This window comes from Micromonospora sp. NPDC005553 (genome assembly GCF_042871765.1).
Lineage (GTDB): Bacteria > Actinomycetota > Actinomycetes > Mycobacteriales > Micromonosporaceae > Micromonospora.
In genome coordinates this window covers 310,785-333,747 of the sequence record NZ_JBIAJD010000001.1, presented here as the reverse complement: position 1 = coordinate 333,747, position 22,963 = coordinate 310,785, and the positions used below count along the sequence as shown (strand labels likewise).

The following is a 22,963-nucleotide window of genomic DNA, read 5'->3' as shown; positions in this document are numbered from 1 at the left end:
CCGGCCGGTTCACCGCGTCGCGAGGCGGTGGGTGGTGCCGTCGGCGACGGCGCGGAGCTTGTCGGGGTTGGCGACGTTGTGGATGGCGGTGATGCGACCGCCAGCGTCGACGTCGACGGAGACGGTGGCGACCACCCGACCCGCGCCGCTGAACACCAGACCCGGCCCCCCGTTGATCTCGACCAGGGCGGCGCGCATGTCGTGCGGCGCGACGCCCTGGTAGGTGACGGTGCCGATGGCCGCGAACCACGCGGCGACCGTGTCCGCACCCCTGATGGGACGCAGTGCCTGACGGACCTTACCGCCACCGTCGGTCCACAGGGTGACGTCCGGAGACAGCAGCTCCAGCAGGGTGTTGATGTCGCCACCGGTCGAGGCGGCGAGGAACCGCTCGGTGACCCCGCGCTGCTGCGACCGGTCCGCTGTGAAACGTTGCCGCTGGCCCCGCACGTGCTCGCGAGCCCGGTGGGCGGTCTGGCGGACCGCGGCCTCGGAGCGTTCCACCGCCGCCGCGATCTCCGCGTGGCTGAAGTCGAAGACCTCCCGCAGGACGAACACGGCGCGTTCGAGCGGGCTGAGCGTCTCCAGCACCACGAGCATCGCCATCGACACCGACTCGGCGTCGGTGACGGCGTCGGCGGCGTCCCCGTCGGTCAGAACGGGTTCGGGCAACCACGGCCCCGGATAGGTCTCGCGCTGGTGTCGGGCCGAGCGCAGGCGCTGCAACGCGAGGTTCGACACGATGCGGGCGAGGTACGCCCGGGGGTCGGCGACCTGCGAGCGGTCCGCCGAGGACCAGCTGATCCAGGCGTCCTGCACCGCGTCCTCGGCGTCCGCCGCGCTGCCGAGGATGCGGTAGGCCACCGAGAACAGCAGGTTGCGATGACTGTGGAACACCTGCTCGTCGGCGTCCGGCGGGCGCGTCATCGCGCGTCCTGTGGGCGGGTGAAGCGGCCACCGCGTGGCCAGAACGCACCGGAGGATGGCAGTCGCGACATGCGCCGGTAGGTCGGCCAGGGCGAAGCGCTCACCGTTTCCTTGTACCAGACCGCCATCCGTCCGGTCAGACACCCGCGGCGAGGGCTGTCGTCGGGGCGGGTGAACTGCACGACCGCGTCGTTCCGGCCCAGGCTGACCGGCGTGTGGTAATAACCGAACCGGAACGGCCTGGGTTGCCTGCCCCGCAGCGCGCGGGCGATCGACACCGCCGCGTGCACGCCGGTCGGCATGCCGCTCTGGCAGGTGCCGTGCAGCACCCCGTAACCCTGCCGGATCGCCGCCGCATCGCCGATCGCGTACACCTCGGGGTGCGACACCGACCGCAGAACGGGGTCGGTGACGACGCGACCGCGCCCGTCCACTGTCAACCCGGCGGCGGCCGCCAGCGGCGCCACCCGGGTACCCCCCGTCCAGAGGACGACGTCAGCGGCCACTGTCTCCGCGCCGGCCAGGTCGACAGCGTCGGGCCGGACCCTGGTGACCGCCGCTCCGGTGATCACCTCGACGCCGAGACGGGTCAGCGCCGCCCGCAGGTACGCCCGGGCCTTCGGGTTCATGCCCGCGCCCGGGTCCTGCTGGCCCACCAGCGTGACACCGGCCTCCGGGTGCCGTTCGGCAATCTCCGTGGCGGCCTCGACCCCGGTCAGTCCGCTGCCGACCACGACGACCGTGCCGGCGCCGAGCCGGCCCAGCCGGTCCGCCAGCGTCCTCGCGCCGCCCGGACCGTCCAGGGTGTACGCGTGTTCCTCGACGCCCGGGACCGCCGTCGTGTCCGTCACACTGCCCAACGCGTAGACCAGGGTGTCGTAGCGCAGCACTCGGCTGTCGTCGACGCGGACGGTCTTCGCGTCGGCGTCCACCGCCGTCACCCAGCCGCGCACGAACTGCGCACCCGCTCCTGCCAGCAGGTGCGGGATGTTCAGCTCGGCGAGCCGCTGACCGGTCGCCGTCATGTGCAGCCGGAGGCGCTCGCTGAACCGCTCCTGTGCGCTGACCACTGTGACCTGAACGTCGGCCCGCCTGGTCCGGGCGGCGAGTTGGGTCGCCGCGGCCATGCCCGCGTAGCCCGCGCCGAGGATCAACACCCGGTGTGTGCCTGTGCTCATTGTTCGGCCTCTCTGATCGGGTTGACGACCACGAGATGCGTGCCGCTCGTCGGTTCGTGACATGGCAGCGATGTGACGCCCGCCACGGGCGACGCCGGGCGGGCGTGTTCACTACCCTTGGCGCGATGAGTCGATCCGCCGCCGCTGGTCGGGCTCCGCTCTGGCGGGACCGGACCTTCAGCACGTACTGGGTCGCTCAGTCGCTCTCGGCGGCCGGCGACTCGTTCGCCTACCTGGCGGTGCCGCTGCTGGTGCTCCAGGCGACCGGGTCGGTGGCGCGGATGGGTCTGCTGACCGCCGTCGCGGGCGCGGCGTCCGTCGTCGCCGGGATCTTCGGTGGGGTGCTGGTCGACCGGTACGACCGCCGCACCCTCATGATCGTGGCGGATCTGACCCGACTGGTGCTCTACGCGCTGGTGCCGCTGGCGTGGCTCGTCGGTCCGCAGGTCTGGCTGCTCTTCGTCGTGCTGCCGATCTGCGAGGCGGCCGGCATGCTGTTCCAGGTCGCCGCGGTGACAGCGGTCCGCAACCTCGTCGACTCGGACCGGATCACCGAGGCCAACGGCCGGTTGCAGGCGACGTACGCGGCGGCGGCCGTCCTCGGGCCGCTGCTCGCCGGTGTGGTGGCTGCCCGCTTCGGCCCGGCCACCGCCATCGCCGTCAACGCGGCGAGCTTCGCGCTCTCGGCAGCCGGCCTGTGGCTGATCCGACTGCGCCCCGTCCAGCTGGACGAGGGGGTGGCCCGGCAACGCCCGCTGGTCGAGTTCCTGGCCGGGGCGCGGTTCCTGTGGCATCAGCCCGTGCTGCGCGCGCTGACCGTCCTGTTGTCGGTCTTCATCTTCCTCACCTACGGTTTCGTCGACGTGTTGATCTACCACGTCACGCACGACCTCGGCGGTTCCGAGGGCACCGTCGGCACGGTGCTCGGCCTGGCGGCGCTGGGCACTGTCGCCGGGGCGCTGCTGGTGGCGCCGCTGCGCCGACGTCGCGGCTTCGGTGCCACCTGGATCGGCGCGCACGCGATCTGCGGTTTCGCGGTGGCGGGGGTCGGCATCGCCACCACAGTGCCAGCGGTCACCACGTTGACCGCGGTGTACCTGTGCTGCCTCAGCGTCGGCGGGATCTGTTCGATGTCCCTGCGGCAGGAGATCACCCCCGATCACCTGCTGGGTCGGGTGACGTCGGCGTTCTGGAGCACGCACTACGCCCTCGGTCCGGCCGGGGCTGTCGTGCTGACCTGGGCCGCCGGCCGGTACGGGGCTCCGGCGGTCACGCTCGTGGCGGGCGCGGGGTGCCTGCTGGTCGCTGTCGGCGGCCTCTTCACCCCGATCCGCCGTGCCGGCGCGGAGCCGGCCGCCGGGCAGCCCGGACTGCGCCCGGCCCCGGCCGGCGGCTGAGCCCTCCCGGTCGATCATGGACTTATGGTGGGTGGGTTGTAAGCGCCTGCCCCTTTTGCACACCACCACAAGTCCATGATCGGCGCGAGCGGGGCGGGCGCGGTCAGAACTCCTGGTACATCACGTGCAGGCCGACCCGGCTCAGGGTGGGGTGACGGAACGCGCCCGGCACGGTGCCGACCACCTCGAAGCCCTCCCGCCGATACAACCGCACCGCCGAACCGTTGCTCTCCACCACCGCGTTGAACTGCATGCCGGCGTACCCCTGCTGACGGGCCCAGGTGAGGGCGTCGCGGCACAGCGCGGTGCCGACGCCCCGGCCCCGCGCGTCGGCGGCGACCATGAAGCTGGCGGTGGACACGTGAGCGCCCGGCCCGGGCCGGTTGGCGCCCATCTTCGCGGTGCCGAGCACCCGCTCGCCGTCGACCGCCACGACGGTCCGCGCCGGCGCCGCCTCGACCCACATGCCGTACGACTGCTCGGCGGTCATCGCCGGGTCGTAGGGGAACGTCTCCTGTGCCCGGATCACCTCCTCGATGATCGGCCACACCTGCGACCAGTCCCGGTCCACGAAATCCCGAATCAGCACCGGGGGAGGTTAGGCCCTGGCCGGAGCCCCGGACAATCCGTTTATCCGCAGGTGCATCTACGCGGCCTACCCGGTGCGAAGCATGGGTCGTGACGAGACGTCACGGATCCGTCGCTTCGACGAAAGGCCCGCTGATGAAGATCGCACGACTCGCCGCCAGGATGGCGGTGGGCGCCATGGCCACCGCGCTGGCCACCACGGCCATCGCTGTGCCGGCCGCCCAGGCCACCGGCAAGCCCAAGCCGCTCGGCACGAACTCACTCGCCGCGGTGCTCACGAAGGACACCAGCGGTTTCGACCGCAACTCGCATGACTTCGACGTGCTGACGGCCGCCGTGCTGGCCGTGCTGGAGGCCAAGCCGAACTCTCCGGTCAAGGTGCTCACCGACGGCACCGTGGCGCTGACCGCGTTCATCCCCACCGACGCGGCCTTCCAGCAGTTGGTCCGCGAGATCACGCAGGCCCGGAAGTTGCCGAGTGAGAGCGCGGCCTTCACCGCCGTGGCCGGGCTGGGCATCGACACCGTCGAGTCGGTGCTGCTCTACCACGTTGTCCCGGGCGCCACCATCGATCGCAAGACGGCGGTCCGGGCCGACGGCACGGACCTGACCACCGCGCTCGGCTCGACCGTCGAGGTCGACGTGCGCACCTACCTGTACTTCTTCCGCCAGGTGCGGCTGGTAGACGCCGACACCGACGACCGTGACGCCCGGGTCGTCTCCTACGACGTCAACAAGGGCAACCGGCAGATCGCACACGCCGTGGACCGGGTGCTGCGCCCGATCGACCTGCCCTGACCGCGGGCGGGTGGCGTCCGGCCATGCGCCGGACGCCACCCGCGCCGGCCGATCATGCGCCGGACGCCACCCGCGCCGGCCGATCATGCGCCGGACGCCACCCGCGCCGCGATGTCAGCCCGAGGCGAGCGCGGCCAGCTCCTCGTCGAGCAGGGCCGCCAGCCGGGCGGACCGGACGGGATGGCTGTGCGCGGTCATCCCGCGGCTGGGCATCTCCACTGTCATCAGCAGGTACAGGTGCAACCGGTAGAGACCGAGCCGGCGGCGCGCCGAAGCGTCCAGCACCAACGGTTCGGGCGCGCCGGCCTGGTAACCGCGCATCAGGGGATGCTCCGGCTCGTCCTCCACGCGTCGGAAGAGCAGCGGCGAGACCAGGTCCAGCAGCGGGTCGCCGTAGAGGAAACGCTCGCCGTCCACCAGGCCGCGCAGCCGCAACCGGCCGTCCGCGTCGGGTGCCGCCAGCACGTTGCCGTCCCAGCAGTCGAAGTGCAGCAGCGCCGGTCGGCGTACCTCGTCGAGCACGTCGGCATGCCGCCCCACCAGCGCGTGCAGCTGCTCCGGGGTCACCGGCAGTCGGACGTCCCAGTCGGCCGCGTCGGCCAGGAGCGCGTCGAGCATCGCCGTGAACGCCGCCCGCCAGGTCGGCCCGCCGGCCCGGTCGTCGTCGTACCCGAACCGCTCACCGGTCACCCCGTGCAACGCGGCGAGGGCCACCCCGAGGTCGTGGCGCGCCGGGCCGTCGTCAACAACGACACCAGCCTCGGCCAGGCCGGACAGCGACCGGCCGGGAAGCATCGTGGTGACCAACCATTCGCCGTACGCCGGGTCGGCGCCGCGCCAGAGCACCGGGGGGACGGGCACCTGCGGCGCCCGTTGCGCGACGAGTCGAAAGTATCGCTCCTCGGCAGCGCAGAGCCCACGCTCGTAGCGCAGCAGCGGGGTTCCGGCCGGCGGAGCCAGCTTCACCACCACCCGACGCTCGTCGCCGAGCAGCGCCCACCAGACCGTCGCGAACCCGCCGCCGGCCAGCGGACCAGCGTCGCGGACCCGGGTGTGTGGGCCGAGCGACGCGGCGATCAGGTACGCCACGTCGGTGCGCGTGAGGGGCCGCTGGGTCGGGCTGACACCGGTCACGACGTGCTGTCACCTCGCCGTGTGCGTGGCGCGGAACCTGCGGTGGCGCGGGTGGACCGGGGGACGGGACCGGCGGTGTCACGGCGGACCAACTCGGCGGGGAGCACCTCGACCCGGGGCGTCGGGGCTCCGACGCCGAGCACCAGGGACATCGCCCGCACACCCATGTCGACAAGGGGCAGTCGCACTGTGGTCAGTGCCGGGGTCACGTCCCGGGCGATCGGCATGTCGTCGAAACCCAGCACCGAGATCTGCTGTGGCACCGCCATCCCACGCGCGCGCAGGGTCGCGAGCGCGCCGATGGCCATCGAGTCGTTGAGCGCCACGATGGCAGTCAGCTCCGGGTCGGCGTCGAGCAGTCGGGCGGTGGCCTCGGCGCCACCGTCGCGGTCGAACTCCGCGTACCGGATGCGCCGTTCGGGCAGCTCGCGGCCCTGCTCGGTGAGGGCCTGCCGGAGGCCGGCGAGCCGGTCGGTGGTGGTGGTCAGGATGCGCGGGCCGGCGACCACGCCGATCGCCCGGTGCCCCAACCCGCACAGCTCCCGCCCGGCGAGGTAGCCGCCGGTCCGGTTGTCCGGCATCACCGCGTCGCCGGAGTGCTCGTGCCGGCCGATCACCGCCACCCGCCCGCCGGTGGCCTCGTACGCGGCGAGCTTCTCGTTGAGCTGCCGGGTGAACGCCTCGTCGTGGTAGCCCGAGCCGGCCAGGATCAGCGCCGCCACCTGGTGGCCGCGCAGCAGCTCCACGTACTCCAACTCGCGGTCCGGGTCCCGGTAACTGTTGCAGATCATCAGCAGCCGGCCCTGGTCGGTGGCGACCCGTTGCAGCCCTCGCGTGATCTCCGCGAAGTACGGGTCGGAGACGTCGTGCACGATCACACCGACAGCGCTGCGGTGCGAGCGGGCCAGCAGTTGGGCGTGCGCGTTCGGCACGTACTGCAACTCGGCGACGGCGGCGAGCACCCGTTCCCGCAGCTCGTCGGTGACCGGCTTGCTGCTGCCGTTGATGACGCGGGAGGCGGTGGCGGGTGAGACGCCCGCTCGGCGGGCCACATCGGACAGGGTCGCCATGGCCCGCCCCCTCGATCTGTTGACGGCGTTTCGTCGTGCCGGCTAGCGTCACCGTACCGCAGAGAAAGCCCTTTCCCGCAGGGAGGCCCGGCCGTGTCCGATCGCTTCGCGGTACTTCAACTCGACGAACTTACCGCCCGTCGCTGCTCGTGTGGGACCACCCGCCGGGGCTTCATCGCCGAGAGCGAGGGCCAGGCCAGCGTGCATCTGCTCCAGGTGCAGGACGCGGTGGCCCACCACCACCGGGTCGCCACCGAGTACTACGTCGTGCTCGCCGGTGAGGGCGAGATCGAGCTGGACGGCGTCCGTCACCCCGCTCGGCCGATGTCCGCGTTCCTGATCAAGCCGGGCTGCCGGCACCGGGCCATCGGCGACCTCACCGTGCTGCTGGTGTCACTGCCGGCCGCTGACGACACTGACGAGTACTTCGATGCGTGATCGGCCGGCGCCACTGCCCGGCGGGGTCGGGGTGTCCCGGCTGCGCGTCTACGACACGGTGGCCCCGGACGGCCTGGTCGGCGGCACCCCACACGTGCACCTGTGCTGCACCGAGGGGTACGTGGTGACCGACGGCGAGGGCATGGTGCAGACCCTGACCACGGCCGGCTATCGGGAGACGCCGCTGCGGCCGGGGGTGGTGGTCTGGTTCGAGCCGGGCACCGTGCACCGCCTCGTCAACACCGGCGGGCTGAGCATCGTGGTCCTGATGCAGAACAGCGGCCTGCCCGAGGCGGGCGACGCGGTGCTGACCTTCCCACCCGAGGTGCTGGCCGATCCGGCCGCGTACGCCGTGGCGGCGGCGTTGCCCGACGGGGGAGCGCCGGGCGCGGACGTGCGCGTCGCGTACCGCCGCCGGGATCTGGCGGTGACCGGCTTCCAGGCGCTGCGGTCCGGTGGTCCGGCGGCGTTGGCAGCGTTCCACGCCGCCGCGACAACCCTGCGCCAGCCGTTGCTGACGCGGTGGCGGCAGCGGTGGGAGGCCGGCGCGGGCCGCGCCGCCGCCGACACCGCCGCTCAGCTCGACGCCCTGGAGCGGGGGGACCCGGGACACCTGGGCGACGCCGGGGTGTACGTGGTGGACGCGCCGGTCGAGCGGGGCCGGTTGGGCATGTGCGGCCTACTGGACACCTACCCGGCGGCCGGTTGACCGTCCCATCAGGACGGCTGCCGGGGGCTGCCAGGCATCGGCGGAAACAGATCGAGGAAAGGCCTTGCCCGGCGTGAGGGGGCCGCCTACGCTCCAGGAAAGCGTTTGCCTGATCCGCCGACCGGCCCGTTCCGTGGGCGTCGTGCCGGGCCCCGAGGAGGTTCCGCGTGACCGAGAACTCTTTGGACACGGCGGGTCGGCAGGCCACCGCCGACCCGGCCGGCGGTGCGCGAGCTGCCGCTGCCGGGCCCGGCGGTACCGATGCACCGCAGGCTCATGACGGCGCGATGTCGTCCACTGTGAAAACGCCACCCGGCGGCGGCCGACCGCCGCGTCCCACGCTCGCTCGCCGGGCGGTGACCTTCGCCGACTCGCTCTGGCGCCCGGCGCTGGTGCTCGCCGTCTTCGTCGCCGCCTGGTGGTTCGTGGCGGCCCGCGAGTACGTCCCGAACTACCTGGTGCCCACCCCTGGCCAGGTCTGGGAGACGATGACGACCCAGTGGTCCGAGCTGGCCCGGCACACAGTGGTCACCCTCTACGAGACAGTGCTCGGCTTCGTGCTCGCCGCCGCGTTGGGTCTGGTCACCGCGGTCGCCATCGCCTACTCCCGCACCCTGGACAAGGCGCTCTACCCGATAGTCCTGTTCGCACAGGTCATCCCGAAGATCGCCATCGCGCCGCTGCTGGTGGTCTGGTTCGGCCTCGGCCTCACTCCGAAGATCATTCTGGCGGTGCTCATCGCGTTCTTCCCGGTGGTCATCTCCGGCGTGGCCGGGCTGCGCTCCACCGACCCGGAGCTGCTCGACCTCGCCGCCACGATGGGCGCCGGGCCGTGGCGCACCTTCCGCAAGATCCGCTTCCCGAACGCGTTGCCGCACCTGATGGCCGGCCTGAAGGTGGCCGTCACCCTCGCCGTGGTCGGTGCCGTGGTCGGTGAGTTCGTCGGCGCCAGCGAAGGGCTCGGCTACGTCCTGTTGCTGGCAAACGGCAACCTCGACGCCCCACTGCTGTTCGCCGACCTGATCCTGATGTCCGCCATCGGCATCGTCCTGTTCGTCCTGGTCGAGATCGCCGAGGCACTGCTCATTCCGTGGCACGCCAGCCGCCGGGCCGGCATGTCCCTCACCACCTCCTGACCGACCCCATCACGGAGGCACCGATGAAACGCACCGCCACCACCATCCTGGCCACCGCCGCCCTGCTGTTCGCCGCCACCGGCTGCGGTGGGGACGACCCCGTCGGCAAGACCGGCGCGGACGGCAAGAAGCAGGTCACCCTCACCCTCAACTGGGTGCCCTACGGCGAGCACGCGCCCTTCTACTACGGACTGCAGAAGGGTTACTACTCCGCCGAGGGCATCGACCTGAAGATCCTGCCCGGCAACGGCTCGGGCAACACCGTCAAGCAGGTCGCCCAGAAGCAGACCGACTTCGGGTGGGCCGACAGCCCGGTGCTGCTGAAGTCGGTGGCCAGCGGCATGCCGGTGCGCAGCCTCGGGGCGTACCTGGAGAAGGGACCCTCCTCGGTGGAGTTCTTCACCGAGGAGAACATCAAGACCCCGGCCGACCTCAAGGGCAAGACCGTCGGCGGCACCCCCGGCGACGCCCTCTACGCGACCTTCCCGGCCTGGCTGGAGAAGAATGGCCTCAAGAAGGACGACGTCAAGGTGGTCAACGTCGACGCCGCCGGCAAGATCGCCGCCCTCGCCGAGGGCAAGGTCGACGCCATCATGGGCTTCTTCCACGACCAGGCGCCCACGATCGAGAGCAAGACCGGCAAGAAGGTCGACGTGCTGCTCTTCGCCGACTACGGGATGAACCTGCTCGGCACCGGCCTGATCGCCAACACCCAGACCCTCCAGAAGGACCCGGAGCTGGTCCGCAAGTTCGTCAAGGCCACCCAGAAGTCCTGGGCCGACGCCGCCCGGGACCCGGCCGGCGCGGTGAGCGCGATGACGGCCCTGGCCGAGAACGAGCCGGCGCCCGAGGTGCTCACCAAGCAGCTCACGCTCAACATGCCGCTGATCGGCGCGGACGGCCCTCCCGGTGTGAACACCGAGGCCCAGTGGAGCGAGACCATCGACCTGATGTCCCGCTACGCCGAGCTGAAGGACCCCGGAGCGCCCAACGCGTACTGGGACTCCTCGTACGCGGCGCAGGGGTGACCCGGTGACCGCCGCGCCGGCAGCCACCGGCACCGCCATCGGGATGTCCGGGCTGACCGTCCGGTTCACCACCCGACGGACGCAGACCACAGCGTTGGACGACGTGTCGCTGGACATCGAGCCGGGCGAGTTCGTCACGATCGTCGGCCCGTCCGGCTGCGGCAAGTCCACCCTCCTCAAGATCGTCGCGGGGTTGGTCAAGCCGACCAGCGGTGACGTGTCCCTGCTGGAGCGCCCGGTGCGCGGCCCGCAGAAGGAGATCGGCTTCGTCTTCCAGAAGGCCGCGTTGCTGGAGTGGCGCGGCGCCCGAGCCAACATCCTGCTCCAGGCCGAGATGCGCGGCATGGACCGGGCGCAGGCGGCCCGCCGAGCTGACGAGCTGATCGAGATGACCGGTCTCACCGGTTTCGAGAAGGCGTTGCCACACGAGCTGTCCGGCGGCATGCAGCAGCGCGTGGCGCTCTGCCGCGCGCTGCTGCACTCCCCGCCGGTGCTGCTTATGGACGAACCGTTCGGCGCCCTGGACGCGCTGACCCGGGAGCAGATGAACGCCGAACTGCACCGGATCTGGCGCGAGACCGGGACCACTGTGGTGCTGGTCACCCACTCCATCGCCGAGGCGGTCTTCCTCGGCACCCGGGTCGTGGTGATGAGTCCCCGGCCCGGCCGGATCATCCGCACCTTCCCGGTCGAGCTGCCGGCGCACCGCGACTACGCGCAGGTGATGTCGGATCCCCGCTTCGACCGGCTCGCCACCGACCTGCGTGGGTTGCTCGGCAGCGCGGCCGCCAACCACTGAGCGCGGATCGGCACGACCAGCACGACGGAAGGAACACCATGACCCGCAGGTCGATCGGCATCATCGTCAACGGTGTGACCGGAAGGATGGGCTACCGGCAGCACCTCGTCCGGTCGCTGCTGGCCATCCGCGAATCCGGTGGTGTGGCGTTGGCCGACGGCACCACCATCTGGCCGGAACCGGTCCTGGTCGGGCGCAACGAGACGAAGCTCCGGGAGCTCGCCGAGCGGCACGGGCTGACCGACTGGACCACCGACCTGACCTCGGCGCTGGCCCGCGACGACGTCGAGATCTACTTCGACGCGCAGGTCACCCAGCAACGGGAGAAGGCGATCCGGCAGGCCATCGAGGCCGGCAAGCACATCTACACGGAGAAGCCCCTCGCCGAGGACACTGCGGCGGCCCTCGACCTGGCCCGGGCGGCGGACGCGGCCGGCGTCCGCACCGGTGTCGTGCAGGACAAGCTCTTCCTGCCCGGTCTGCGCAAGCTCAAGCGCCTCATCGACGGCGGCTTCTTCGGCCGTATCCTCTCGGTGCGCGGCGAGTTCGGGTACTGGGTGTTCGAGGGCGACTGGCAGCCCGCTCAGCGGCCGTCGTGGAACTACCGGACCGAGGACGGCGGCGGCATCGTGGTTGACATGTTCCCGCACTGGCACTACGTGCTGGAGGAGCTGTTCGGCCGGGTCACCGCCGTTTCCTGCGTGACCGCCACCCACGTGCCCGAACGGGTCGACGAGGCCGGTCACCCGTACGCGGCCACCGCCGACGACGCCGCGTACGGCATCTTCGAACTCGACAGCGGGATGATCGCGCAGATCAACTCCTCCTGGGCCGTGCGGGTGTACCGCGACGAGCTGGTGGAGTTCCAGGTCGACGGCACCGAGGGCAGCGCGATCGCCGGCCTGCGCAACTGCCGGGTGCAGCACCGGGCCCTCACCCCGAAGCCGGTGTGGAACCCGGACCTGCCGGCCACCGAGGACTTCCGCGCCCAGTGGGCCGAGGTGCCCGACAACGAGGAGTTCGACAACGGTTTCAAGGTGCAGTGGGAGGCGTACCTTCGGCACGTGGTGGCCGGCGAGCCGTTCCGGTGGGACTTCCTGGCTGGCGCGCGCGGCGTGCAGCTCGCCGAGCTGGGGCTGCGCTCGGCCCGCGAGGGCGTGCGTGTCGAGGTGCCGGAGCTGCGCTCATGACCGCCGAGGTGGTGTTGCCCGGTGGACGGAGGTACCGGCTGACCGGGGGTGGCGGCTTCGCCCGGCCGGACGCACCGGCGACCAGCCGGATCGCGTACGCCGCCGCGCACGTGGTCGCCGACCCGGGCGCGGAGAACGTGCCGGGTGCCCCGGCGGCGGTGGACTGGGACACCACCCTCGCCTTCCGGCGGCATCTCTGGTCGTACGGGCTCGGGGTCGCCGAGGCGATGGACACCGCCCAGCGGGGAATGGGGCTCGACTATCCGGCGACCCGGGAACTGATCCGGCGCAGCGCCGCCGAGGCCCGCGCGGTCAGCGGTCGGATCGTCGCCGGGGTCAACACCGACCAGTTGCCCGCCGGCCCGGCCACACTGGCGGCGGTCACCGCCGCGTACGCTGAGCAGCTCGACGACGTCCGCGCCGCCGGCGCCCGACCGGTGCTGATGTGCAGTCGGCACCTGGCCGCCGCCGCACGCGGCCCGGAGGACTACCTGCGGGTGTACGACGAGCTGCTCAGCGCCGCCGACGAACCGGTGGTGCTGCACTGGCTGGGTCCGATGTTCGACCCGGCGTTGACCGGCTACTGGGGTGCGGTCGACCTGGACCTGGCCGCCGACACGGTGATCGAGCTGATCAAAACGCACCAGTCCACTGTCGATGGGATCAAGGTGTCCCTCCTGGACGCCGACCGGGAGGTCGCGTTGCGCCGCCGCCTGCCGGCCGGGGTGCGCCTCTACACCGGTGACGACTTCCACTACCCGGAGCTGATCCGGGGTGACGAGGTGGGTCACTCCGACGCGCTGCTCGGGGTGTTCGCGGCCATCGCGCCGGCCGCCGCCGCCGCGTTGGCCGCCCTGGACCGGGGGGACCTGACGGCGTACGACGAGATCTTCGGGCCCACAGTGCCCCTGGCCCGGCACCTGTTCGCGGCGCCGACCTGGCACTACAAGACGGGGATCGTGTTCCTGGCCTGGCTGGCCGGGCACCAGGACCATTTCACGATGGTCGGTGGCGCGCAGTCCGGCCGGTCCCCGGCGCACCTGGCCACCCTGCTCACCCTGGCCGACGCGGCCGGGCTGCTGCCCGACGCCGACCTGGCCGCCGCCCGCGCCCGAGCGTTTCTCACCGTGGCGGGAGTGGCCCAGTGAGCGCCGGGTTCGCGGGTGCGGCAGGGCCGTGGGGTGGCGACGAGGCGCTGCGGCGGTTCTCGTTCAACCAGGCGACCGCGCAGCGCTGGCCGTTGCCCGAGGTGGTGGCCGGGTGCGTGGCGGCCGGTGTGCCGGGCATCGGCCTGTGGCGGGAGCCGGTGGCCGAGTACGGGTTGGCCCGATCGGCGAAACTGGTCCGCGACGCCGGCCTCGCCGTCACGTCGCTGTGCCGGGGCGGGTTCTTCTCCGCCGACGACTGGCGCGCGGAGAACCTGCGGGCTATCGAGGAGGCCGCCGCCCTGGGCGCCCCGGAGCTGGTGCTGGTCTCCGGTGGGCTGCCGGTCGGCAGCCGGGACGTCGACGGCGCCCGGCGTCGGGTCGCTGACGCGATCGGCGAGCTGGCACCGCACGCCGAGGCGGCCGGGGTACGGCTGGCCATCGAGCCGCTGCACCCGATGTTCGCCGCCGACCGGTGCGTGATCGCCACCCTCGGCCAGGCGTTGGACATCGCCGAGCGGTTCGACCCGGCGGTGGTCGGCGTGGTGGTCGACGCGTACCACGTCTGGTGGGACGACAGGGTGTACGCGCAGATCGCGCGGGCGGGCGAGTGGATCGCCGCGTTCCAGGTGTGCGACTGGGTGACCCCGCTGCCGGAGGGGGTGCTGCTCGGCCGGGCGTTGCCCGGCGACGGCTGCATCGAGCTGCGTCGGCTTCGCGAGGCGGTGGACGCGGCCGGCTACGTCGGCCCGATCGAGGTGGAGGTCTTCTCCGCCGAGGTGTGGGCACGTCCGGGCGCGGAGGTGCTCGACGCCGCGATCGCCGGCTACCTGCGCCACGTTGCCTGACAGCCCCGAACGGCGGTGGCCGGCGGCGGTCGGCGCGTGGCTGGGCATCGGCACCGCACCCGCCACGCTGGTCCTCGGCGCGGCGATGGCCGCCCGACACGGTGGCGCGGTGCCGGTGGCCGGGCTGCTGGTCGGCGGGGCGCTGATGGCGGCCCTGCTCTGGGGGCAGGGCCTGATCGGGCTGCGCCGGCCGCTCGGCGACGGCGGGACGTTGACCGCGGTGCTGCCCGCGTACCTGGGGGACACCTCGCGGCTGCTGCTGGCGGCGGTGCTGGCCGTGTCGATGGTCGGGTGGAACGGGTTCAACGTCGGGCTCGGCGGGGCCTCGCTGGCCGCGCTGACCCACCTGCCCGGCTGGGCCGGGCCGGCGCTGCTGGAGGTGGCGGTCCTCGCCGTCTCCTGGGCGCCGGCCCGGCTCGGTAACCGGGTCTCGGTGGTCACCACGCTCAGCGCGGTGGTGCTGGTCGGCTGGTGCCTGACGGTGCTTCCACCACCCGGTGCGCCGGTCCGCCTCGCCGGCGGCGGGCTCGCCGACGCCGCCGCGCTCATCGGGTACGCGGCCGTGTTCGCGCTGCGCGCACCGGACTTCAGCGTGGGCCTTTCCCGAAGGCGGGACCTGGCCTGGTGCGTGGGGCTGCTGGTCGGGCCGGCGCTGCTCGGGGTGCTGGCCGGGGCCGGCCTGTGGCTGCGGACCGGCTCGGCCGACGTGGTCGCGCTGCTCGCCGCCGGCTCGGGGCTGGCCGCGTACGCGAATCTGTTCGTCGCGGTGGCGGTCTTCGCGGCGGCGCTGACCACCACGTACTCCGGTTCCCTGGCGTTGCGTGGCCTGGCTCCCCGCATGCCGGCGCGGGCGGCGATGCTGCTCGTCGCGGTGCTCGGCGGGATGCTGGCGGTGGCGCGGTTCGACCGTCTGGTGCTGCCCTGGCTGACCCTGCTGGCCGCCGCGTTGCCGGTGCTGGTCGTGCCGATGGCAGTGGAAGCCGCGGCCCGTCGTCGCGGTCGTGTCCCGCGTACCGTGCCCGCCTGGTGCTGGATGCCGCCGGCGCTGCTCGCGGTGGCCTGCACGCTCGCCGGGGTGGATGTCGCCCCACTGCTCGGGCTGGCCCTGGCCGCGGCGTGCACGGTGCTCTGGCGCCGCCGAGGTGGCGCGGACCAGTCGGTTGGTGGCGCTTAGCGGGTGGCGTGCGAACCGTGGTCGCTGACCTGGGCGTCGAACCAGTGGTGCAGGGCATCGCGAAGCGCCGCGTCGTCCGTGGCGTAGGTGGCGCGCGCGCCGTCGGGAACGGCTTCGTACGTGATGGTGATCCGTCCGTCGTGTGCCCGAAGCGCTGCCAGGCCCGGCATGTCGGTGCCGTGGATGCGGGCGGGGTCGCTGAAGTCACCGCGCCGGAACCGCTCGACCTCGGCGCTCAGGTGCTGTTGGACCAGGGTGACCTGGGTGGTGTCCTGGGGGTCGTCGGCGACCACGGTCTGCACGCCGCCGGTGTCGGTCGTCGTGAAGCGGTGCGTGGTGCGTTCCAGGTCGAACGGCATGACCGAAGCGCCTCGTTCGGCGACGTCGGCCTGCCGTTCGGAGGTGGTCGTTGTCGGTGTCGACGGCGCGGAGTCGTCGGCGCAACCGCCGATCAGCGCGGCGGCGGCGATGGCCGCCAGGAGGAGAGCCCGATGAGGGCGAGGGCGGTCAGAACGGTTCACCGGTGGCCTCCGCGAGGGTCTGGAGCGCGCGCACCACTGCCGCGCGCTGGTCGTCGGGCACGCGATCGAGCAGGGCGGTGAGCCGGGCCCGACGGGCGTCGGCCTGTCGGGCGGCGGCCGTGGCGCCCGCGGGGGTCAGCAGAAGCAGAACGCCACGACCGTCACCCTCGGCGGCCTCTCGGTGCACCCAGCCCCGGTTTGCCAGGTTGGTGACCAGGCGGCTGACGCTGCTCTTCTCCAGACGCAATCGGCGAGCCAACTCCACCTGCCGGATCTGCCCCTCCCGAGCGATCTCCACCATGGCGTGCGCCTCCGAGACCGGCAGGGGCTGCCCGCAGGGTGTCCGGTCGGGCTGATGGAGGCCGAAGTTGCGGACGAAACGCATCAGTGCTTCCTGCGCCACGTCGAGCTCACCAGCCTGCATGGTTCGACGGTACAACCAGATGGTTCGGCCGTGCAACCATTGTGGAGAGAGATCGCATCGGAACCCCTTGGGAGACACGGCATGACACCGGAGAACGACCGATACGTTGTTCGGTCCGGCCGAGCCAGCGACGCCGTCGAACTGGCCCGCCTGCACGCCTCGGTTCAGCTTCAGGCGGTGACCGGCGGCCGGCCGCACCCAGGCATCGCCGCCTGGGTGGAAGACCTGCTGGACGGTCACCCCTCCGTCGTGCCCGACGACTTCCTGGTTGCCGAGTACGCCCTGGCGAACGACGGCGCTCCGACGGTGCCCGCCAGACTGCTGCCGGCCATTGCGCCGGACCGCTCTGACGGCCTCGCGGTCCGGACGGCCACCGTCGCCGACGCGGACGCGCTCGCCCGCATCGACCGACGGCTCGCTGGCGGGGACGTCCTGCTCTGCCCGAGGGACGCCGCGGTGTGGCGGTACGAGATCGCCGGTCGCCGTCCGGCGGATCTCGCCCGGCGGGAGGTCACGGTGTTGGTCCAGGGCGTCGATGTGACCGGCTACCTGGTGCACGGTTCCCGGCTCTCCGCAGCCGGCGAGCTGAACGTGTTCGCGGCCGCGACCGGTCGATCGGCCGACTGGCCGCAGGCCGCCGTCGCCATGTACACACACCTCGCCCAGGTAGGACGGCGGTACGAGGCGTCGGCACCGGGGCCGTTCACGGCGGTCCGCCCCATCCTCGGCCCCGAGCACCCACTGGTCCGGCTCGGCCCGGCCGGCGTGCCGAGGCGGCCCAGAGGCTGGTACGTCCGCAGCAGTGACCCGGCCGACCTGGTTGCCCGACTGCGGCCGCTGTTGCAGGCCCGCTGGCAGGCAGCCGACCTGCAATGGCGTGAGCCGACGATGACCATCGACATGTACGGCCGCGCCGCCCGGCTCGAATTCACCGACGGCAGACTGAGTGGGGTGACCGTTTTGCGCGGCGCCATCAGCCCGTCCACCGAACCCGGAACCCACGCCGCCATCCCGCCGGGCGCTCTACTGCAGTTGGCCCTCGGACACCGCACCCTGCCGGAGGTGCTCGATGCCTGGCCGGACTGCCTCCTCCGGGATCGCCGCACTGAGGACTTCCTGACCACGGCCTTTCCCCGGGTGCCGGTCCAGGTCTGGCCTCGCAACTGACCAGTGCTCGGCAGTCGTTGGACGCCTTGCCGGATCGCCGTCCGGACTCCGCCTCGGCTCGACCGCCCTTATGAAACAGGCCTTAGGCGGCGGGCGGGAGGGTGGCGTCGATGAGGTGCGGGCCCGGCTGGTTCAGCGCTGCGGAGAACTGCTCCGCGAGTTCCTCGGCGGTGCTGGCGAGGGTGGCGGGCATCCCGAACGCGTTCGCCAGTCCCACGAAGTCGATCTGAGGGTTGGTCAGGTCGAACAGTGGATTGTCGTCGGGGCAGCGGCGACCTGCGACCGATGATGAACCTCGCGGGCGACACCAGGCACTGCGTCGAATACCTGATGGGCAACCACACCACGGCCGAGCGGATGTTCCGGTACGACCCGACGGTCATGCTGTACGCGCCCCTGCCCACGTTGATCAGCGACCGACCCGACGGCGGAGCGCGGTTCGTCATCGAGCAACCCAGTCACGCGTTCGGCTCGTTGGGAGTGGACGCGATCCACGAGGTGGGCCTGGAACTCGACCGTGAAGTCGCCGCCCTCCTGGCGTACCTCAAGGTGCCCGTGCCGGCGGGCCTGTCCGACTAGGGCAGCGATTCGCGGTACACAAACGTTGCTCGGACTGGCCCTGAACTGTCTACGCCCTGCTCCCGCGGCGTCCGGAAAACATGATCTAGGCGCGGCCGGCAGAACGTGATCTTATACGCACCGGCGATCCGTAACACCGCGCAAACCATCGATTAACCATCGGCGGCTTAGGTGGGGGAGCGCTCCCATGAGCGGGTCGCGATCGATGAACAGCTCCACAAGGGAGCAACCGAAAGGAGCCTCGTGGCTACAGGCACGAGCGGAAACAGGCTGCGAAGACTGGCGATACCTACGCTGGTCGTCGCCCTGATCACCGGTACCACCGGTGTCGCGGGAACGGCGTTGGCGGCACCCTCGGGGTCGCCGGAGAACGGCAGGGGCGGCGGCTACTTCACCGCCGGGTCCGACAAGTCGGTCACCCTGACCGACGGGGCCGACCGCCGACCCGGCGGCAACCGTGCGGCCACGCCGAAGGCGGCCGTCGACGAGACCGGCCCCGGCATGTACGTCGTCGAGTTGGCCGAGGACCCGTTGACCACGTACACCGGTGGGGTGTCCGGTCTGGCGCGGACCCGCCCGGCGGCGGGCAGCCGGCTGGACGTGACGTCGACGCCGTCGCAGGCGTACCGCCGGCACCTCGACACGCAGCGGGGCGCCGTCGCCGCCGCGGCCGGGGTCACTGTCAACGCCGTCTACACCACCGCGTTCAACGGGTTTTCGGCGAACCTGACCACCCAGCAGGTGAGCACGTTGCGGGCGGACAAGCGCGTCCGCGCCGTCACCGCCTCGCGGGCCCTCGGCACCCCCTCCGCGCCGCCCACCGCGAGCACGGCGACCGCCGACAACCCGACGCCCGCCACCCCCGGGGGCGCGGACCAGTCGGCGCCGACGGACCGTTCCGGCCGGCCGGCCAAGCCCGGCCCCGGCCCCGGCACCGGCACCGGCACCGGCACCGGCATGGTGATCGGCGTCCTGGACACCGGCATCTGGCCGGAGAGCGCGTCGTTCGCCAAGACGATGCCCGCTCCCGCGAACTGGCGCGGCACCTGCCAGACCGGTGTGGCCTTCGTGGCCGCGCACTGCAACGGCAAGATCGTCGGTGCCCGGTACTTCGCCGACTCGTGGCTCGCTGGCGGCGGCTCGGTGCCCGAGGGCGAGTTCCTGTCCCCCCGCGACGCGTCCGGGCACGGCACCCACACCGCCTCCACCGCGGCCGGTCTGCCCATCGCGAACGTCACGATCGACGGTCGCCGCTACGGCCCCGTCTCCGGGGTGGCGCCGGATGCCCAGATCGCCGTCTACAAGGTGCTCTGGGGTGGCATGGGCTACGACGCCGACATCATCGCCGGAATCGACGCGGCCGTCGCCGACGGCGTACAGGTGCTGAACTTCTCGATCGGTTCCGACCTCGGCGACTGGGAGGCCAACACCCCCATCGGCGTGGCGTTCCTCAACGCCTCGCTGGCCGGGGTCTTCGTCGCGGCGTCGGCCGGCAACACCGGCATCGTCAGTGGAGCCATCAGCAACGCCGCGCCCTGGGTGACCACTGTCGGCGCGGCGGTGACCAAGCTCGACGAGGCCACCGCCAAGCTGGGCGACGGCACCAAGCTGGTCGGCGGCTCGCTGGACGCCCTGCCCGGCGGAGGCGCACGGCCGCTGGTCTTCGGCGACCAGGCCGGCTCGCCGGATCTGGGCGCGGTCTACTGCGAGCCCGGAAGCCTGGACCCCGCCAAGATCAAGGGCAAGGTCGTCGCCTGCGCGCTGTCCGACATGTTCGGCTCCGCCGCCGAGATCAAGGCCAAGGGCGGGGCGGCGATGGTGGTGTTCGACCCGGTCGGCAACTACCGGATCAACTCCATCTTCAACTTCCCGGTGGTCTACCTGCCGACCGAGAAGCAGGCCGGCACGCTGTTCAACTACCTGATGCGCCACCCCACCGACGCGACAGTGTCGCTGCGCACCGGCGGCGACGGCTCCAGCGTCCCCGGCATCCCGAGCGTGGCCGACTTCTCCTCCACCGGCCCGGACAAGGTGACCCTCGGCGTCTTCAAGCCGGACCTGGTCGCGCCCGGATCGAACATCATCGCCGCGGTCTCACCGGCCGGCAACTTCGGGCGACAGTACGACGCGTACTCCGGCACCTCGATGGCCTCGCCGTACGTGGCCGGGGCGGCGGCGATCCTGCGCGCCACGCACCCGGACTGGTCACCCGGCGCGGTCGCCTCCGCGCTGCGCACCACCGCCACCGACACCGTCGGCACCAGCAGCCCCCTGGAGCAGGGCAGCGGCTTCATCAACCTGCCCCGGGCCACCGACCCGGGACTGGTCATCGAGCCCACTGCGGCCGAGCTGATCGAGTTCAGCGAGACGACCGAACCCGACGGGAAGGCACTCAACCTGCCGGCCATCTCGTTGCGTGAGTACGACGGGACCCGCCCGATGAGCCTCACCCGCACCCTGACCAATGTGGGCAAGGCGCGGGAGACCTACCGTTCGTCGGTGTCCGGTCTGCCCGGCATGAAGGTCACCGTGTCGCCGGCATCGGTGACCCTGGCCCCGGGTAAGTCCGCGACGGTCACCATCACGCTGCGTCGAGGCAGCGCGCCGTGGGACCGGTACGTGACCGGATCGATCACCTGGCAGGGTAAGGCCCACAGCGCCCGGATTCCGGTCGCCGCCCGTCCGTGGGGCATCGCGGCCCGGCCGTACGCCGACGACGGCGAAGAGTTCGCCCGGATGGCCAACGGCGCCTTCGGCATGGTCCAGCCGGGCTTCACCGGCCCGCTCGTCGGTCGCAGCACCGGTTACACGCCGACGCGGCGCACGTCGTACTCGATGCCGGCCGGCGTCTACGGGGGCGTGTTCGACCCGAGTGCCACCGGTGTGAAGAAGGTCGACTTCACGGTGCCGGCGAACACCGCCGGCATTGTCGTCGAGGCCAACACCGCCGATCCGAACACGAACCTCGATCTCTACCTGTACAAGGGCGACACCCTCGTCTACAGCAGTGACAGGTACTGGACCAGCGCTGAGCAGGCGTACAAGTTCCTGCCCGAGCCGGGGCGCTACACCGCGTACGTGTTCGCACAGTACCCCGGTGCTCCGGTCGTCGACTTCGACCTGAGTCACGCCATCATCGGCCGAAACGCCACGTATTCGGGTGCCACCCTCACGCTGCCCTCCACCTCGGAGCGCGGTCAGGGCTTCAACTTCACGTTGAAGCCGAACAAGCCGCTGGCCGAGGGTGACTTCTGGGCGTACACCGAGTACAGCACCAACGGCACTGTGGTCCCCGGCAACCTCGTCTACACCCAACAGAGTTCCTGGCAGTAACCGTCAAACAGGCGTGGGGCGGTGCCGACGTGCACCGCCCCACCGTCGTCACGCCTTCAGGTCAGCGGGTACGCGGTCAGGCGGTCGGCGAGTTGCTTCGGGTGGCTGAGCGGAACGCAGTGGCAGCCGTCAATCTCGTCCGGAACGACGCCGAGTCGGTCGGCGGCAACCCGGCGCTGGAAGTCCGCCGGGAAGAACCGGTCCTCGCGTGCGAGGAGCACCGTCGTCGGCACGTCCGGCCAGGCGTCCAGGGGCCACGGCTCGTCGCCCTCCGCGCTGACCTGGCCCCGGCTGTGTGATTCTGCCTCCGCGATGATCTCGGCCGGGACACCGTTGAAGAACTGCTCCTCCTCAGTGAGCCCTTCGTCGCTGCGGTAACCGGTGTTTGCCCACCAGTCACCGGGCCTCTCGCCAGGTCTGGGGACCATCGGTGTGAGCAGGACGAGCAGCCGTACCGGCAGCTTGTCGGCAATGAGCGGCGCGGTGAACGCACCGTACGAGTGCCCGACGACCACGAGGTCACTCCGGTCGCCGATCGCGTCGACGACAGTCCGGCAGAACTCGGCGAACCCTGCGGATGTGTCCTCGATCGGCAGTTCCGGAACCACCACGTCGTGGCCCCGGCTGGTCAGCTCGGGGACAAGGAGATGCCAGTCCCAGGCGCTGCCCCCACCACCGTGGATCAGAACGAAAGTCGCCATGCCTCGTAGCCTCACACACAGGTACGACACGTGCCTCCGTCGGTGCCGATGCAGTGGATACGGGGCGAGGAAAGCGCTTCGGGACAGTCAGATCGAGGCTGAGGTCAGTAGGGTGCCGTCGTTGGGGTACCAGCCGCCCCGGAGGTAGGTCTCGGCGTGGCCCAGGTGACAGCTACCGATTGCGAAGGAAGCCCGGCATGAGTAGCCCACGTGAAACGTTCCTCCGACTGGTGAACGGTGTCTGCGACGGTCCGTACGACGACCTGGCCGACCTGTACGCCGAACAGACCCATGTGACGCATCCGTTCCACCCGCTCAACCCGCCGCCGCTGCGGAGCCGCAACGAGCTGCACGAGCACTTCACCTCGCCGCCTCCGGTCGCCCGGACGCTGGTCCGTAAGCCAGTCGACGTGACAGTTCACGAGACTGTGGACCCGGAGGTGATTGTCGCCGAGTTCGCATATCAGGGGCAGGTGGCCGAGACGGGTGAGGCGTTCACGGTGCCCTGCGTCTTCGTGATGCGTATCCGCGACGGGCTCATCATCGAGTCCAGGGATTACATCGACCCGATCGCCAGCGCGCGGGCCTGGGGTCAAATCGACAGTCTTCTGACCGCACTGCGTCCGCAAGAAACACCTCCATCGAGGGCGTAACCGGCGATCAGCCCTGGAATCGGCCG

24 protein-coding genes are annotated in these 22,963 nt (G+C 71.6%); 15 read left to right on the top strand and 9 right to left on the bottom strand.

What is annotated here, in order from left to right:
• Positions 1–9: 9 nt before the first annotated feature.
• Together ACFYPG_RS01665 and ACFYPG_RS01660 are read right to left on the bottom strand one after the other, a co-directional pair.
• Positions 10–927 (bottom strand): RNA polymerase sigma-70 factor, encoded by a 918-nt coding sequence (locus ACFYPG_RS01665; protein ID WP_387349511.1) that lies wholly within the window; start codon positions 925–927, stop codon positions 10–12.
• Positions 924–2,105, bottom strand: coding sequence for an NAD(P)/FAD-dependent oxidoreductase (locus tag ACFYPG_RS01660; RefSeq protein WP_387349510.1), 1,182 nt, complete (start codon positions 2,103–2,105; stop codon positions 924–926). Before ACFYPG_RS01660 ends, ACFYPG_RS01665 begins: the two co-directional genes overlap by 4 nt.
• A 125-nt stretch (positions 2,106–2,230) precedes the next feature.
• On the opposite strand from ACFYPG_RS01660, the gene ACFYPG_RS01655 reads away from it, so the two are divergent.
• On the top strand, positions 2,231–3,502 hold the full coding sequence (locus ACFYPG_RS01655; RefSeq protein ID WP_387349509.1) for an MFS transporter: 1,272 nt from the start codon (positions 2,231–2,233) through the stop codon (positions 3,500–3,502).
• Between the two features lie 103 nt (positions 3,503–3,605).
• On the opposite strand, the gene ACFYPG_RS01650 is transcribed toward ACFYPG_RS01655, so the two are convergent.
• The gene (locus ACFYPG_RS01650; protein WP_387349508.1) at positions 3,606–4,091 is read right to left on the bottom strand and encodes a GNAT family N-acetyltransferase; all 486 of its coding nucleotides are present in this window, start codon (positions 4,089–4,091) and stop codon (positions 3,606–3,608) included.
• Between the two features lie 134 nt (positions 4,092–4,225).
• On the opposite strand from ACFYPG_RS01650, the gene ACFYPG_RS01645 reads away from it, so the two are divergent.
• On the top strand, positions 4,226–4,888 hold the full coding sequence (locus ACFYPG_RS01645) for a fasciclin domain-containing protein (protein WP_387349507.1): 663 nt from the start codon (positions 4,226–4,228) through the stop codon (positions 4,886–4,888).
• Between the two features lie 114 nt (positions 4,889–5,002).
• On the opposite strand, the gene ACFYPG_RS01640 is transcribed toward ACFYPG_RS01645, so the two are convergent.
• On the bottom strand, positions 5,003–6,022 hold the full coding sequence (locus tag ACFYPG_RS01640; RefSeq protein WP_387349506.1) for a phosphotransferase family protein: 1,020 nt from the start codon (positions 6,020–6,022) through the stop codon (positions 5,003–5,005).
• On the bottom strand, positions 6,019–7,092 hold the full coding sequence (locus ACFYPG_RS01635; RefSeq protein ID WP_355006750.1) for a LacI family DNA-binding transcriptional regulator: 1,074 nt from the start codon (positions 7,090–7,092) through the stop codon (positions 6,019–6,021). Before ACFYPG_RS01635 ends, ACFYPG_RS01640 begins: the two co-directional genes overlap by 4 nt.
• 93 nt (positions 7,093–7,185) lie before the next feature.
• On the opposite strand from ACFYPG_RS01635, the gene ACFYPG_RS01630 reads away from it, so the two are divergent.
• The 9 genes from ACFYPG_RS01630 to ACFYPG_RS01590 all read left to right on the top strand — a co-directional run bounded on the left by ACFYPG_RS01630 (position 7,186) and on the right by ACFYPG_RS01590 (position 15,559).
• On the top strand, positions 7,186–7,530 hold the full coding sequence (locus tag ACFYPG_RS01630) for a cupin domain-containing protein (RefSeq protein WP_387349505.1): 345 nt from the start codon (positions 7,186–7,188) through the stop codon (positions 7,528–7,530).
• A complete protein-coding gene (locus ACFYPG_RS01625; RefSeq protein ID WP_387349504.1) occupies positions 7,523–8,239 on the top strand; it encodes a cupin domain-containing protein in 717 nt (238 codons plus the stop codon). Before ACFYPG_RS01630 ends, ACFYPG_RS01625 begins: the two co-directional genes overlap by 8 nt.
• A gap of 167 nt (positions 8,240–8,406) precedes the next feature.
• Entirely contained in the window at positions 8,407–9,375 is a 969-nt protein-coding gene (locus tag ACFYPG_RS01620) for an ABC transporter permease (RefSeq protein ID WP_387349503.1), read from the top strand.
• A 23-nt stretch (positions 9,376–9,398) separates the two neighbouring features.
• The gene (locus ACFYPG_RS01615) at positions 9,399–10,403 is read left to right on the top strand and encodes an ABC transporter substrate-binding protein (RefSeq protein ID WP_355006754.1); all 1,005 of its coding nucleotides are present in this window, start codon (positions 9,399–9,401) and stop codon (positions 10,401–10,403) included.
• Positions 10,404–10,446: 43 nt separating this feature from the next.
• The gene (locus tag ACFYPG_RS01610; protein WP_387350869.1) at positions 10,447–11,202 is read left to right on the top strand and encodes an ABC transporter ATP-binding protein; all 756 of its coding nucleotides are present in this window, start codon (positions 10,447–10,449) and stop codon (positions 11,200–11,202) included.
• 38 nt (positions 11,203–11,240) lie between these two features.
• Positions 11,241–12,392 carry a Gfo/Idh/MocA family protein gene (locus tag ACFYPG_RS01605; RefSeq protein ID WP_387349501.1) on the top strand — a complete coding sequence of 384 codons (1,152 nt, stop codon included), beginning with the start codon at positions 11,241–11,243 and terminating at the stop codon, positions 12,390–12,392.
• Positions 12,389–13,540 carry a dihydrodipicolinate synthase family protein gene (locus tag ACFYPG_RS01600; protein WP_387349499.1) on the top strand — a complete coding sequence of 384 codons (1,152 nt, stop codon included), beginning with the start codon at positions 12,389–12,391 and terminating at the stop codon, positions 13,538–13,540. Before ACFYPG_RS01605 ends, ACFYPG_RS01600 begins: the two co-directional genes overlap by 4 nt.
• Complete coding sequence (locus ACFYPG_RS01595; RefSeq protein ID WP_387349497.1) at positions 13,537–14,385, top strand: sugar phosphate isomerase/epimerase family protein; 849 nt, start codon at positions 13,537–13,539, stop codon at positions 14,383–14,385. Before ACFYPG_RS01600 ends, ACFYPG_RS01595 begins: the two co-directional genes overlap by 4 nt.
• Positions 14,378–15,559, top strand: a complete 1,182-nt coding sequence (locus ACFYPG_RS01590) for a hypothetical protein (RefSeq protein WP_387349495.1) — start codon at positions 14,378–14,380, stop codon at positions 15,557–15,559. Before ACFYPG_RS01595 ends, ACFYPG_RS01590 begins: the two co-directional genes overlap by 8 nt.
• On the opposite strand, the gene ACFYPG_RS01585 is transcribed toward ACFYPG_RS01590, so the two are convergent.
• Together ACFYPG_RS01585 and ACFYPG_RS01580 are read right to left on the bottom strand one after the other, a co-directional pair.
• Positions 15,556–16,080 carry a hypothetical protein gene (locus tag ACFYPG_RS01585; protein WP_387349493.1) on the bottom strand — a complete coding sequence of 175 codons (525 nt, stop codon included), beginning with the start codon at positions 16,078–16,080 and terminating at the stop codon, positions 15,556–15,558. The genes ACFYPG_RS01590 and ACFYPG_RS01585 overlap by 4 nt on opposite strands.
• Complete coding sequence (locus tag ACFYPG_RS01580) at positions 16,067–16,504, bottom strand: MarR family winged helix-turn-helix transcriptional regulator (protein ID WP_387349492.1); 438 nt, start codon at positions 16,502–16,504, stop codon at positions 16,067–16,069. Before ACFYPG_RS01580 ends, ACFYPG_RS01585 begins: the two co-directional genes overlap by 14 nt.
• Before the next feature lie 81 nt (positions 16,505–16,585).
• On the opposite strand from ACFYPG_RS01580, the gene ACFYPG_RS01575 reads away from it, so the two are divergent.
• Entirely contained in the window at positions 16,586–17,671 is a 1,086-nt protein-coding gene (locus ACFYPG_RS01575) for a GNAT family N-acetyltransferase (protein WP_355006762.1), read from the top strand.
• An 82-nt stretch (positions 17,672–17,753) separates the two neighbouring features.
• Here the strand turns inward: ACFYPG_RS01575 and ACFYPG_RS01570 are convergent, their stop codons facing one another.
• The gene (locus tag ACFYPG_RS01570; RefSeq protein WP_387350867.1) at positions 17,754–17,897 is read right to left on the bottom strand and encodes a thiamine pyrophosphate-dependent enzyme; all 144 of its coding nucleotides are present in this window, start codon (positions 17,895–17,897) and stop codon (positions 17,754–17,756) included.
• A gap of 59 nt (positions 17,898–17,956) precedes the next feature.
• Between ACFYPG_RS01570 and ACFYPG_RS01565 the strand changes: the two genes are divergently transcribed.
• Positions 17,957–18,250: a hypothetical protein gene (locus ACFYPG_RS01565; protein WP_387349491.1), complete on the top strand. Its 294-nt coding sequence runs from the start codon at positions 17,957–17,959 to the stop codon at positions 18,248–18,250.
• A 243-nt stretch (positions 18,251–18,493) separates the two neighbouring features.
• Positions 18,494–21,583 carry a S8 family serine peptidase gene (locus ACFYPG_RS01560; RefSeq protein WP_387349489.1) on the top strand — a complete coding sequence of 1,030 codons (3,090 nt, stop codon included), beginning with the start codon at positions 18,494–18,496 and terminating at the stop codon, positions 21,581–21,583.
• Positions 21,584–21,639: 56 nt separating this feature from the next.
• On the opposite strand, the gene ACFYPG_RS01555 is transcribed toward ACFYPG_RS01560, so the two are convergent.
• On the bottom strand, positions 21,640–22,284 hold the full coding sequence (locus ACFYPG_RS01555; protein WP_355006765.1) for an alpha/beta hydrolase: 645 nt from the start codon (positions 22,282–22,284) through the stop codon (positions 21,640–21,642).
• Between the two features lie 197 nt (positions 22,285–22,481).
• Between ACFYPG_RS01555 and ACFYPG_RS01550 the strand changes: the two genes are divergently transcribed.
• A complete protein-coding gene (locus ACFYPG_RS01550; RefSeq protein WP_355006766.1) occupies positions 22,482–22,937 on the top strand; it encodes a nuclear transport factor 2 family protein in 456 nt (151 codons plus the stop codon).
• Positions 22,938–22,963: the final 26 nt, after the last annotated feature.